The 12,936-nt window shown below is 55.2% G+C and carries 14 protein-coding genes; 3 read left to right on the plus strand and 11 right to left on the minus strand.

Going from position 1 to position 12,936, the window contains the following annotated elements:
• Positions 1-217: 217 nt before the first annotated feature.
• Both TH4_RS05315 and TH4_RS05320 read left to right on the plus strand, forming a co-directional pair.
• Positions 218-1,192: a quinone oxidoreductase family protein gene (locus TH4_RS05315; protein WP_064780221.1), complete on the plus strand. Its 975-nt coding sequence runs from the start codon at positions 218-220 to the stop codon at positions 1,190-1,192.
• Between the two features lie 104 nt (positions 1,193-1,296).
• Positions 1,297-1,953 (plus strand): 2OG-Fe(II) oxygenase, encoded by a 657-nt coding sequence (locus TH4_RS05320; RefSeq protein WP_064780222.1) that lies wholly within the window; start codon positions 1,297-1,299, stop codon positions 1,951-1,953.
• Positions 1,954-2,012: 59 nt separating this feature from the next.
• On the opposite strand, the gene TH4_RS05325 is transcribed toward TH4_RS05320, so the two are convergent.
• The gene (locus TH4_RS05325; protein WP_064780223.1) at positions 2,013-2,546 is read right to left on the minus strand and encodes an HD domain-containing protein; all 534 of its coding nucleotides are present in this window, start codon (positions 2,544-2,546) and stop codon (positions 2,013-2,015) included.
• A 161-nt stretch (positions 2,547-2,707) separates the two neighbouring features.
• Here TH4_RS05325 and TH4_RS05330 point away from each other — a divergent pair, with 161 nt between their 5' ends.
• Positions 2,708-3,013, plus strand: a complete 306-nt coding sequence (locus TH4_RS05330; protein WP_064780224.1) for a hypothetical protein — start codon at positions 2,708-2,710, stop codon at positions 3,011-3,013.
• A 106-nt stretch (positions 3,014-3,119) separates the two neighbouring features.
• Here the strand turns inward: TH4_RS05330 and rho are convergent, their stop codons facing one another.
• The 10 genes from rho to TH4_RS05385 all read right to left on the minus strand — a co-directional run bounded on the left by rho (position 3,120) and on the right by TH4_RS05385 (position 12,918).
• The gene (gene rho / locus TH4_RS05335; RefSeq protein WP_008888761.1) at positions 3,120-4,385 is read right to left on the minus strand and encodes a transcription termination factor Rho; all 1,266 of its coding nucleotides are present in this window, start codon (positions 4,383-4,385) and stop codon (positions 3,120-3,122) included.
• A 353-nt stretch (positions 4,386-4,738) separates the two neighbouring features.
• The gene (locus TH4_RS05345) at positions 4,739-6,796 is read right to left on the minus strand and encodes a methyl-accepting chemotaxis protein (RefSeq protein ID WP_064780226.1); all 2,058 of its coding nucleotides are present in this window, start codon (positions 6,794-6,796) and stop codon (positions 4,739-4,741) included.
• Positions 6,797-7,034: 238 nt separating this feature from the next.
• Complete coding sequence (locus TH4_RS05350; protein ID WP_008888763.1) at positions 7,035-7,400, minus strand: helix-turn-helix domain-containing protein; 366 nt, start codon at positions 7,398-7,400, stop codon at positions 7,035-7,037.
• Positions 7,397-8,044 carry a Smr/MutS family protein gene (locus TH4_RS05355; protein ID WP_064780227.1) on the minus strand — a complete coding sequence of 216 codons (648 nt, stop codon included), beginning with the start codon at positions 8,042-8,044 and terminating at the stop codon, positions 7,397-7,399. Before TH4_RS05355 ends, TH4_RS05350 begins: the two co-directional genes overlap by 4 nt.
• 228 nt (positions 8,045-8,272) lie before the next feature.
• Positions 8,273-9,214: a substrate-binding periplasmic protein gene (locus tag TH4_RS05360; protein ID WP_064780228.1), complete on the minus strand. Its 942-nt coding sequence runs from the start codon at positions 9,212-9,214 to the stop codon at positions 8,273-8,275.
• 1 nt (position 9,215) lies between these two features.
• The gene (dnaQ, locus tag TH4_RS05365; RefSeq protein WP_064780229.1) at positions 9,216-9,929 is read right to left on the minus strand and encodes a DNA polymerase III subunit epsilon; all 714 of its coding nucleotides are present in this window, start codon (positions 9,927-9,929) and stop codon (positions 9,216-9,218) included.
• Positions 9,930-9,947: 18 nt separating this feature from the next.
• Positions 9,948-10,532, minus strand: coding sequence for a dephospho-CoA kinase (gene coaE, locus TH4_RS05370; RefSeq protein ID WP_064780230.1), 585 nt, complete (start codon positions 10,530-10,532; stop codon positions 9,948-9,950).
• A gap of 21 nt (positions 10,533-10,553) precedes the next feature.
• Complete coding sequence (locus TH4_RS05375; protein ID WP_064780231.1) at positions 10,554-11,420, minus strand: shikimate dehydrogenase; 867 nt, start codon at positions 11,418-11,420, stop codon at positions 10,554-10,556.
• 45 nt (positions 11,421-11,465) lie between these two features.
• Positions 11,466-12,071 (minus strand): Maf family protein, encoded by a 606-nt coding sequence (locus tag TH4_RS05380; protein WP_063086279.1) that lies wholly within the window; start codon positions 12,069-12,071, stop codon positions 11,466-11,468.
• A gap of 22 nt (positions 12,072-12,093) precedes the next feature.
• Positions 12,094-12,918, minus strand: coding sequence for a pyruvate, water dikinase regulatory protein (locus TH4_RS05385; RefSeq protein WP_008888770.1), 825 nt, complete (start codon positions 12,916-12,918; stop codon positions 12,094-12,096).
• Positions 12,919-12,936 lie beyond the last annotated feature (18 nt).

Raw genomic sequence — 12,936 nt, forward strand, 5'->3', positions numbered from 1 at the left:
CTGTTTCCTTCCTTATGAACGGGTCAAGCTTGTTGCGACCAAACAAGTCTAGCAGATTGCCATGACAGGATATGTCAGGAGCAGGATGGCTGCGATCAAACGTGGCCTGTCGCAAGGATATTTTCGGTATTTCCCCTGCTGCAAATCACAGGCTTCTGCCCTACACTGCCCTCATTGACAAAACGTGCGTTCCAAAACGCAGAAAGGGAGGTCTTCCATGACCAAAGCATTCCGATTTTACGAGACCGGCGGCAGTGATGTCCTGAAATTTGAAGATGTCGACGTCGGCAGCCCGGGCGAAGGCGAAGTCCGCCTGGCGCAAAAGGCCGTTGGCCTCAACTATATCGATATCTATTTCCGCTCCGGCGTATATCCGGCACCGAGCATGCCGTCGGGCCTTGGGCTTGAAGGTTCTGGCATCATTGAGGAAGTCGGTCCGGGTGTGACCGATCTGGCGGTCGGCGATCGCGTGGCGTATGCCGCACAGCCACTTGGTGCCTATGCCGAGGCGCGCGTGATGCCGGCCAAGGGACTGGTCAAGATCCCCGATGATGTCAGTTTCGAACTGGCCGCGGCCGCCATGCTTCAGGGCATGACCGCACAATATCTTTTGCGCCGGACCTATCAGGTCAAAAAGGGCGACACCATCCTGATCCATGCCGCCGCTGGCGGGGTTGGCCAGATTGTGTGCCAGTGGGCCAAGCATCTGGGGGCCACGGTGATTGGAACGGTCGGGTCCAAGGAAAAGGCCGAGATCGCCAAGGCCAAGGGCTGTGATTATCCGATCCTTTATCGCGACGAGGTCGTCTCCGAGCGGGTCAAGGAAATCACCAATGGCCAAGGCGTTGAAGTTGTTTACGATTCGGTCGGTAAGGACACGTTCGAGGATTCGCTTAAATGCCTCAAACGGCTTGGCATGATGGTGAGTTTTGGTCAGTCATCGGGTGCGGTGCCGCCGGTATCGCTGGCGCAGCTTGCCCCGGGGGCCTATTTCCTGACCCGACCGAGCATCTTCCAGTACAACGCCACCCGCGAAGAGCTTCTGGCCAGTGCGAATGAGCTGTTTGAGGTTTTGAAATCAGGCATCGTCACGATTGATATCACCGCGACCTACCCGCTTGCCGATGCTGCCAAGGCGCATGACGACCTTGAAAGCCGCAAAACCAACGGTTCGATCGTCTTTACCGTCTGATAAGGCATCAATCCTGACGCGAAAAGTATAGGACACTTGATAAAAAGCCGATACATTGCGCGATCGGCTTTTTTCTTGTGCCTTCGCATATCGGAACCTCTGCAATGTCTGTTTCAAAAGTACAACAATCTGTCATCGCCGCCTTCAAATCGGCAAAAACCTATCAGGACCCTTATCAGCACTGGTTCCTTGAAGACGTCTTGCCAGAAGGCATGGCAGAGGCCGTTTGCGCCCTTCCGATTGATGCGCCGTTTCTTGAAGTCGATGATGCCGGCACGCGTGAAGCCAACAATTCAAGCCGCCGTTACTTCGATCAGGAAAACATTGCGAAATTCGAGGCCGCCAATGATATCGCGCAGGCCTTCCATTCCCGCGAAGTTGTCGACACTGTCGAGGAAGTGTTTGGTGCCGATCTGAGTGATTCCCGCATTCGACTGGAATTTGCCCAGGATCGCGATGGTTTCTGGCTGCAGCCGCATACCGATATCGGCGTAAAGCGCTTTACCATGTTGCTCTATCTTTCTGACGAGCCGGGTCACGAAAAGCTGGGTACCGATATCTACAAGGACGCCGATACCCATGTCGGCGCATCACCGTTCAAGCCGAACTCGGCCCTGATCTTTGTGCCATCCAACAATACCTGGCACGGCTTTGAAAAACGGACCATTCCGGGCATCCGGAAGTCGCTGATTATCAACTATGTCACGCCGGACTGGCGGGCTGTTGAACAGCTGCCCTTCCCAGATAGCTACGTCAAATAACGTTCAAAGCGACTTCAAATCAGCCTTGGAAACCCGGTAATTCAACATTTACCGGGTTTTTAGTTGCCGTGGGTCATCCGCACATCACGCGCAATGGCGTCAAAGCGCTCTGACAGGCCTTCGCTAACTTCGCGGCATGGTGCGATGACGGCTTCGGCCCAGTCGACATAGGCCAGTATCTGCCTTTCATCCCAGCCAACCGGCGTGTCGGTCAGCATGGCACCGACATTGGCGACCTTGTCGGCCAGTCGCACAAGCTTGGCACCGTCGGTGAGGTTGGGCGCGGTTTCGATCTGCTTTGCCTTGCGCTCGTCCCTTGGCAGGGCCTTGTCATCACTGACTTCGAGCACGATATCGGCGATGATGTCGTTAAAACAGGCGGCAATTTCATCGCGGGTCGCGCCGCAATCCTCGATCACGTCATGCAGAACGGCGGCACAGAGAATATCCTCGTCCGTCCCCGGTTCGCATTCGACAATCAGGCGGGAAACCTCGATCGGGTGATTGATATAGGGTTCCTGTGCAGCACCTTTGCGACGCTGGTCGCGATGGGCACGGGCGGCGAAATCAACGGATTTGAGTAGAAGCTGCATAAAGCGCGATATGATCGTGAACGGGTTGCCCAGAGTCCCACGGCTTTTGCATGGTTTCAAGCCTTCATGCAGCCAACGCCTGTGAAAATTGCGCAAGGCATGAAAAACAGCGGAAAACAGGATAGACTGATTTCTCTACCATCAAGCGGGAGACGCCGAAAATGTCACAGGAAATGCGCCTGAAACTGACCTTGTGGAATGAAAACGCTGAGACCCCGCTGCATCTGAGTGCCCTTGCCCCCAAGGATGGCTGGCAAAGCGCCCCACCCAACCGGATCGAGGCCGGTGAATCGGTGGTGTGCGAGATCACGGCTGCCAGCACATTGGCGATTACGCTCAATTACGGCACGCATCATATCGGCATTCATCTTGACGCTGACAGTTTTTCCATCGAGCCAGGTGATGCCCGTGTGGATCGGCAGAAACTGGGGAGCGGCCTGGCAGAGGTGACTCTGGCCCTTGGATAGAGGTCTTTTTAACGGTTATTTCGATATTGAAATAAAAAACGGGACCACAGAGGGTCCCGTTTGTTTTTACGATCCAGTAGACCGGGCCCATCCGGCCCGCGCGGCATTAGCCGTTCATGGAATCGAAGAAGTCGTCGTTGTTCTTCGTACCCTTGAGCTTGCCAAGCAGGAATTCCATCGCGTCCTGCGGACCCATCGGGTTGAGGATACGACGCAGCACCCACATTTTGGACAGAACGCTCTTGTCGACCAGAAGCTCTTCCTTACGGGTACCCGATTTAAGGATATCAATCGCCGGGAAGATACGTTTGTCAGACAGTTTGCGATCCAGGATAAGCTCGGAGTTACCGGTACCCTTGAATTCTTCAAAGATGACCTCGTCCATACGCGAACCGGTATCGATCAGGGCGGTCGCGATGATGGTCAGAGAGCCACCCTCTTCGATGTTACGGGCCGCACCGAAGAAACGTTTCGGACGCTGCAGCGCGTTGGCATCAACACCACCGGTCAGGACCTTGCCCGAGCTCGGAACCACGGTGTTGTAAGCACGCGCCAGACGGGTGATCGAGTCCAGCAGGATGACAACATCATGCTTGTGTTCGACCAGACGTTTGGCCTTTTCCAGAACCATTTCGGTGACCTGAACGTGACGCTGTGCCGGTTCATCGAAGGTGGACGAAATGACTTCGCCTTTTACCGAACGGTCCATGTCGGTCACTTCTTCCGGACGTTCGTCAATCAGAAGAACGATCAGATAGGCTTCAGGGTGGTTTTCCTCGATCGCGTGCGCAATGTTTTGCAGCATCACGGTTTTACCGGTACGCGGCGGTGCGACGATCAGGGCGCGCTGACCTTTACCAAGCGGCGAAACCAGTTCGATCACGCGGTTGGTGGTGTCCTTGTTCGCCCCTTCCTGATCGGATTGACGCTCCATCTTGAGCGGCTCATCAGGATAGAGCGGGGTCAGGTTATCGAAATTAACGCGCTGACGGACTTTTTCCGGCGCATCGAAATTGACCTTGTCAACCTTGAGCAGGGCGAAATACCGTTCGCCTTCTTTCGGCGAGCGGATCTGGCCTTCAACGGTGTCGCCAGTTCGCAAGCTAAAACGCCGCACCTGGCTCGGACTGACATAAATGTCGTCAGGGCCGGCAAGGTAGTTTGCCTCTGGGCTGCGCAGGAAGCCGAAACCATCGGGCAGAACTTCAAGAACGCCTTCGCCAAAGATGGCGTGGTCGTTCTCGGCCAACTGCTTGAGGATCGCGAACATCAGCTCCTGCTTGCGGAGCGTGCTGGCGTTTTCGATTTCGAGTTCATCAGACAGAGCAAGCAGCTCGGTCGGAGATTTCTTTTTAAGGTCCTGAAGATGCATATGTGCGTTTAATGATCTGTGGTTGCCGAAAGGGCGAAGATTTTATGGAGATAGAAAAGAGAATGTGCGGTTGACCGTCAGGCAAGGCGCTCAGGCTTTTGCTGGGGCGTGCGGACGGTTCGAAACCTTGGAGTTGCAAGAAAGGCAGGTCTTTTCATGTTTCTGGATCGAAACACCCCCGATTGATACCCTTGAAAATCGCAATAGTCAAACCGTGATTCGAAAGAACCGGGCAATTTTGCAGCCATTGATACGAAAATATCACATCTCGCCCCCGGCAACCGACCGCATTCCACTGGTCGAAGCCGGGTTTGAGCCAAAATTCCGTGTTCTTTTTCATCGGTAATTTTGCATCAAACTGTCTGGGCCTCGCGCACGGACGCAAGGAAATCGGCCACTTCCTTGCGCAGACTGGTCGCGACATTGGCAACCTGATCACAGGCGACAATAACGTGATCGGCGGCCTCGCCGGCATTGTCGGTTGCCTCGCGGATACCGGCAACATTGCCCGAAACCTCGGTCGTGCCTTGCGAGGCACGATCAATATTATTGGCAATTTCCGAGGTTGCGGCTTCCTGTTCATTGACCGCGGCTGCCAACGAGGATGAGGTCGCATCAATCTGGCCAATTTTCTCGCCAATCCGCGAAAACGCATCAACCGCGCGTTCTGTCGCGTCCTGCAGATTGCCCATCTGTTCGGAAATTTCGTCGGTTGCACGCGATGTCTGGGTTGCAAGGTTTTTGACCTCGTTGGCGACAACGGCAAATCCTTTGCCGGCCTCGCCGGCGCGGGCGGCTTCGATTGTCGCATTAAGCGCCAAAAGATTGGTCTGTTCGGCAATATCGCGGATCAGACCGATCACCTCGCCGATCTTTTCAGCGCCTTCTTTCAGCGCCGTTGCAATGACTTCGGCCTCCCGGGCCTCGTCGGCCGCTGCGGTCGCATTATCCGACGACGCAGAGATCTGCCGGGAAATCTCAAGGATCGAATTGGCCAGCTGTTCGGTTGCCGATGAAACCGCGGACACATTTTCGGACGCTGATTTGGCATCATCTGCCACCAGGCGGGCCTTGTCGCGGGTCTCGTCGATGGCCGATGTCATGTTTGAAGACGTGGTGCGCAAACCATCAGTCGACTGGCCGATATCACCCAGCAAGTCGTTGATCCTGGCCTCAAACCGTTCGGCCAGCCGGCTGACTTTTTCAGCACGGGCAAATCGGGCGGCCTGTTCCTTTTCACTTTGGGCTGCCATTTCCCTGTTCTCGACAAGGCTGTCGCGGAAAAACTGCACCGAACGGGCCATGGCCCCGACCTCATCCCCGCGCGAGGCCCCCAGAACCTTGACCGACAGGTCACCTGCGGTCAGATCGCTCATGGTTTTGGTCATGGCGCGGATCGGCGCAGAAATATCGCGACCAACGATGACAACCAATGTACATGCAAGTGCGATAATGATCAGCAAACCGGCCAATGTGCCATAAAAATAAAGCTGCGCTTCAGAGAGTTTTTGCGCCGAGAGGGTGACCAGGCTTTGGGCAATATGGTCTTCTATCATCTTGTAAATATTAATCTTTACCGTGATGGTCGCAAACCAGTCCGTCCCCGCAATGCCATTGGTGGTTCCGGTTACCGGGTAACTGAGCGCCACATCACGCAGCTTGTTGACCGCCGCAACCGCCGGGTCCTGCATCGCGCGGTCGTAAAATTCCCTGATCTCTGGTGCGGCCATTTCCTCGAACACAGAGAGATAAGCGTTTTGAAGGGTGATCAGCTCGACAAATCGGCGATAAAGGTTGGGTTCAAACTTGCCCATGCCAAACCCGGCCGCACCTGTGGCGCGCTCAAGCCCGCCACGTTCCTTGGCCTGCATGAAATCATTAAAGGCCGCGATCGAGCGGACCAGTTCGGGATCGTTGCTGATTGTGCTCATGACATTGACGGTCGAGAGCATGCTGGAAATGATCGAGGTATAGAACCGAACCGCCTCGCCAAGTTCGATATCGAGCGCATAGACCTTGGCGCGTGTCTGGGGCACGGTATCAAGCAGCCCGACAAAGACGCCGACCTGCTCTGCCAGACCCGGGTCATAGGTGGAAAGATCAAAATCGTTTAACGCATTGCGCAAAGACTGAATGCGCGCATCCGACAAGTTGCGCTGATCGGCAAGTTGCGGTCCGAACTGTTCACCTTTGGAGCCGATAAAGCCCGCCGATGCGCCCCGTTCCTTTTGCAATTCGTGTACGGTTGCGCCGATCTGAACTGCAAGTTCGGTCAAGCCGCCAATTTTGCCAAGTTCATCCATTTCCCGATAGCGGTCGGAAATAATGACGCCGGACAGAACAACAAGTCCCAACAAAGGTGGGATCAGAGAAATCGCAAGCTTCTTGCCAATCTGAATATTCGCAAACATGTAAAGCCCCGTACATTGTGAAATGCGAGGCCGCCAAATATGCGTTCTTCCAACTCCCGGGGCGCGCAGGTTTTATATTGATACGATATCGTATCAATTGCCTTTTATTGTTGGTGTGGTGACGCGCCTGGACTTTGTGCGGCGCAAAATAATCTGCACGGCACATTTGGATATTGTAACCCTTGGATTAAATTCAATGGTTACGTTTCAACTTAAAAGGCGTTCAGGAAATCCTGTTTCACGAAGAGCGATGCTGTTCGCGCACAATTTCAAGCATCCGGTTGAGCTGATCCTCGCTCAGGCCGGCGATGCGTTCCGACAGCAGGTTGGCCAGTTCGGTAGCCTGCGGTTCCAGTCCGGCGGTATCGACGGTGATTTTCGGGTGCGAGAGCTGGGCCAGACGTTTGACGTCATCAACCTCGTCCCAGACCAGATTGAAGTAACCGCAGATTTGCTGCACCAGACCGGGGCTGGGCCGCCCGCGATGACCGTGTTCAAGCGCGGACAGATAGGCCGGTGACAGCTGCAGTGCGGTTGCCATATCGGTCAGCGTCACGTTATTGCGCGCACGGAGTTCCCGGATGCGATTGCCAAAAGGTGTCACGGGCGTCTCCGTTTCAACAAGACATAAAAGGCCCCGGCGCCACCGTGCTGGATCTGGGCCTGATGAATGGCAAGGATGCGATTGCGCAGGCTTGGCGCGCTCAGCCATTGCGGGGTGCGTTCGCGCAAAAGACCGGTACGGCCATATTCATCAGCGCGCGATCCCTTGCCGGTGATTACGAGAACGCAACGTTTTCCGGCCCGCCAGCTATCCTCGATAAAGGCATTGAGCGCATTATGGGCGACTTCCTGGGTCATGCCATGCAGGTCAATGCGCCCGTCGATCGACATCTTGCCCTTTTGGAATTTATTGGCGGTTGATCGATCAATCCCGTCGGTGACACCGGGTTTCAGTTCGGAAAGGTTCTGTTTTTTGATCTTTGGGCCACGGTCGGCATGGCGGGCCGAGGGCAGATTGCGCGCAGCCCGGCTTTGTTCGGACTGTTCAAGTTTTTCGCCAAGATTGTCAGGCAGGGTAATTGCGGTGTCACTGGTGTGGATGTCATCATCAGACGCGACCACGTCATCGCCAGCCTTGCGCCTTTTCTTGCGCAAAGGTTTGACGTCACGGGTAAAGACCTCCCACAGGGTCTTTTCGTCATCCGTGACGGTGCGGCGTCGCTTATTTGGTTTCTTCTGACTCATCGACCAAGACAATATGCAAGCGGCGCGGTCCATATACGCAAGGCTTTATCGTCCATTCGATATCACCTGTTTGCAACAGCCCGGTCACCCAAAGGAATGTTCGCGGCATATTGCCGTGTCATTGCTTTTCGCGCAACCGCGCCCGTCGCGCATTTCGCCGTCACGGCAACAATATGTTTGCAGGAAAAACAGGCCAGACCGGGAAAGGTGGCCCGACGGGGTTGGGTTTCAGGTATCGATGTCGGTCAGATCGACACAGGTAACCCCGTTATTATCAAGATCAAGCATCGCCTTGAGAAACGCACTGTCGAGATTGGTCGAAAGCCCGTGCATCCGGCGGTTTTCAACAAAAAAGCCGTCGGTTTTGAAGCGATCAAGCTGGGATTGCAGCCTTGTGATGTCGCTTTGCGGCACATCACCACTGATCGCGATATAGAGATAACAGGTGCGATAGGGCTTGAAACCAGTCACATCAGGAATGCTGACTTCCGGATATTCGGCACGGACCTTATCAAGATAATGGCGCAGGATATTGCCACCAATGGCGATCAGATCAACGCGATCAGCCATCATCATCGGCAACAGAAGTTCTTCACGCGGCACCATAACCAGTTGTTTGGCGCCGCGATCACGAAGATACCCCTCCCGCGCCGATCCCATCAAAACCCCGATGCGGGCATCGCGCAAAAGTGTGTCAAACGCCATGTCCGACCAACCGGTATCGACAAAGCCAAACAGGTTCCAGAAGGTCCGGCTGACCGGCCCCACCCATTGGAAAACATCTTCGCGGTGATCAATCCGGGTGGTGGGGTAAATCACATGCCCGACTTCACGTCCGGCCAGCTCCATCTGCCGTTTCCAGGGCATCTGCGGCACGATTTCAACAGCCAGACCGGCCTTGGTAAACAGTTCGATGGCAAGCGTATCGAAGTAGCCTGGCTCCGGCCGGCCCGATGACTGAACCCGCGTACTTTCAGACAGATGGATGATGTAGGTGCCATCAAACGTGGAGTTTTCTGGAGCTTTTTCGTCAGTGAGTGTCTGGGCGCGAAGATTACCTAAAGCCGTGATCAGCGCACAGACCAAAACCAGCATCGCAAGGAGGCGATTGGCGTATTGAGAAACTGTAAGTTCGGAAAACCGCAATGATGGACACCGCTGTTTTCCCATCTTATGCCTCTTGCTTTATAAGCCAGAGCGCATCTTTGACTTTGGCCTCGATATAGGCGCGATGAGCGGCAAGTTCTTCGTCGCTGATCACATGCGGCCTTGGTTCCAGCCGGTTGCCCCGCGGGCCCAGAACCCGACGCCCGCCGTTATCACCCTCCTGATCACCGTTTAGCGCATTGGGATCAAGCGACAGGCCGTGCTGACGGCCGCCCAGAAGTTCCAGATAGACCTGGGCAAGAAGATCGGAGTCAAGCAGTGCGCCGTGAAGGGTACGGTTGGAGTTATCAATCTTGAACCGGCGACACAGCGCATCGAGGCTGACCGGGGATCCGGGGAATTTCTTGCGCGCCATCTGAACGGTATCAAGGGCGCGTTCCATGGCAATGCGCGGCTTATTGAGCCATTCAAGCTCCGCATTGAGGAACTTCATATCAAAGCTGGCATTGTGAATGACCAGAACCGAATCCTCGCCAATGAATTCGATGAACTCATCAGCGACCTCGGCAAAGACCGGCTGGTCTTTGAGGAACTCATCGCCCAAACCGTGAACGTCGAATGCTTCCTTGGGCATCGGGCGCTGGGGATTGATATATTGGTGATACTGCCGCCCGGTGGGCATGTGATTGATCAGTTCGATACAGCCGATTTCAACCAGTCTGTGGTCAGCATAGGGATCAAGGCCGGTGGTCTCGGTATCAAGAACAATCTCACGCATGTAGTCGTTATCCAGTCATCAACTGAGTTGGTCGATAATACCCTGAATATATTGAAAAGTGACGGCACGTCCCAACCCGGTCGGGATAATGAAATCAGCGCGCTTTCGCTTTTCGATATCTGGCATCTGTTTGGACAGAATGGCGGAAAATTTTGTCTCCGTCATCCCTTCTCGCGAAAGAACACGCTGGCGTTGTATGAACCCCGGAGCCGATACAACCGCAACATGATCACAGCGCTTTTCACCGGATGTTTCATATAAAAGCGGGATGTCGAGAACAACCAGCTTGCGCCCCAAACGACGCTGAGCGGCAAGAAACCGGTTTTCGGCTGCGCGCACCAGCGGATGCAGGATGGTTTCAAGCGTTTTTAGAACATCCGGATTGGAAAAGGCGATCTTGCCCAATGCCTGCCGATCAATCCGGCCATTAACGATCACATCGGGAAAGACCCTGGCGATCGGGTCAAAGGCAAGGCCATCTGGTGCCATCAATTCATGGGTCGTGGCATCGGCATCATGGACCGGCACACCAAGGTGACGAAACATCGCCGCCGCGGTTGATTTGCCCATGCCGATGGAGCCGGTTAACCCAAGAATTTTCATAATAAGATTACCCTTCGGATCTTAATCCGGCGAAAGAACGAAATCGCGCAGTTCCTGGGTGACTTCGGGATCGATCCCGAACCAGCGATGGAAACCCGGTCGCGCCTGATGGAGCAACATGCCAAGCCCATCAACAACCGGATTGCCGCGGGCTTTGGCCTGCACCAAAAGGTCAGTCATCAGCGGCGCATAGACAATATCGGTGACAAGGGCGGTTTGCGGCAAACCGGACAGATCGATCTCAAGCTTGGGCTGGCCGACCATGCCAAGGCTTGTGGTATTAACGACAAGCGATGCGCCATCAAGGGCATCAGGTGCAACCGGCCAGTCAATCACCTTGATCCGCGGGTCCTTGATTTCGGCCGCGACGTCTTCCGCGCGTTTGCGGGTCCGGTTGGCCAGACGAATTTCCGGGCAGCCTTCATCCAGCAAGGCGACCAGCACCGCACGGCACGCCCCGCCTGCCCCCAGCACCACCGCCGGACCACTGGCAAAGGCGATATCGGGGGCTTCCTGGCGGAGGTTTTCAAGGAAGCCAAACCCGTCGGTATTATCGCCCAAAAGACGCCCATCCTTGGCGAAGGTCACGGTATTGACCGCCCCGATGCGGCGCGCACGATCAGACAGTTCATCACATTCGGGCATCGCCATTTCCTTTTGCGGAATGGTGACATTGACCCCGGAAAAGCCCAGATTGCGCAAGGAAATCAAAGCTGCCTGGAAGTTTTCCGGCTCCACGGGCAGTGGCATATAACAGCCATCAATGCCGTATTTCGCCAGCCAATAGCCATGCAGGCGCGGCGATTTCGAATGCGATACCGGCCAGCCCATCACGCCGGCAAGGCGCGATGTGCCCGATAGGGTGCGATAAGGATTTCGCGAAGTCATTGCGTGCTGTTTCCTGCCAGATGGGTTTTTGATGCGTTTTTGTGATTATGCCTTGAGAACACCGTGATCGCGCAAGAAGCCAATCAGCGGCAAAAGCGGCATGCCCAGCACGGTGAAGTAATCGCCGCGCACCTCGGTAAACAGCTGCGCGCCGAGGCCTTCAAGCTGATAGCCACCGACACAGTGATAAATCTCTTCGCCGGCGGCATCGAGATATTCTTCGAGCCATTCATCGGTGAAGTTGCGCACGGTCAGATGGGCGGTATCAATCGTGCCCCAGATGCGCGAGCCTTCCTTATATATAACAGCGGCCGAGACCAGCTTGTGACTTTTGCCCCGCAGGGCCAGAAGTTGCGCGCGGGTATTGTCACGGTCCATCGGCTTGTCAAACCAGATGCCATTGCATTCCAACATCTGATCAGCGGCAATCACAATCGCATCTGGTTGTTGGCGATACATGCGCAGCGCCTTCATTTCGGCCAAGGTTTCCGCGGCCTCGGCCGCCGTCGCACCCTCGGCCTTCATCGCCTGTTTATAGCCGTCCTCGTCAATCATCGAGGCGACGGCTTCGCAATTGACACCAGCATTGGTCAACATGGCATGGCGGGCCTTGCTGCTGGATGCGAGAATAAGACGATGGGTGCTGGGCATGTGTTTATCCTGTTGGTGCAGCTTAATGACCGCGGCGGTCATACATGGTCGATAAAATGATGGCGGCGGTTTCTTCGATGGACCGGCGGGTGACATTAATGATCTTCCAGCCGCGTTCGGTAAAGTACCGCCGTGCCTGGTGGACTTCGTCGCGGACTGCAACCGGGTCAACGTAATCACCACCCTCGCCGCGTTCGATCTGACGCAGGCGGTTTTTACGGATCGAGACCAGCTGATCAACATCCTTGATCAAGCCAACCACCAGCGGTTTTTTGAGCTGATCAAGTTCCGGCGGCAATGGGCAGCCCGGCACAAAGGGAATATTGGCAGTCTTGATGCCGCGATTGGCCAGATAAACCGATGTCGGGGTTTTGGACGTGCGCGAGACACCAACAATCACCACATCGGCATCTTCCAGATCCCAGCCCGATTGGCCGTCATCATGGGTCAGGGTGTAATCAATCGCCTCGATCCGGTTGAAATATTCCTCGTCCATTTTATGGAGCGCACCGGTCCGGCCGTGCGATTGCTGCCCCAGATACCCGGCCATCATCGTCACCGTATTATCAAGCACGTGGCTGTGGGGCACCTGCAGACGGCGACAGCCTTCTTCGAGCTTGCGGCGGATGTCGCTGTCAAAGACGGTATAAAGAACGATGCCGGGATTGCGTTCGATATCGGCCAAGACACGCGCCAGCTGCGCGTCGGTTCGGATCAGTGACCAGACATGTTCATGGGCACGCACATCGGGAAACTGCGCGACACAGGCGCGCGCGATGCCATCGACCGTCTCGCCGGTTGAGTCCGAGACCAGATGAAGATGGAAAATTTTGTCCGTCCCGACCATGCCTGTCCGTTTCTTTGG

It is taken from the genome of Thalassospira tepidiphila MCCC 1A03514 (assembly GCF_001662875.1).
Classification (GTDB): Bacteria; Pseudomonadota; Alphaproteobacteria; order Rhodospirillales; family Thalassospiraceae; genus Thalassospira; species Thalassospira tepidiphila.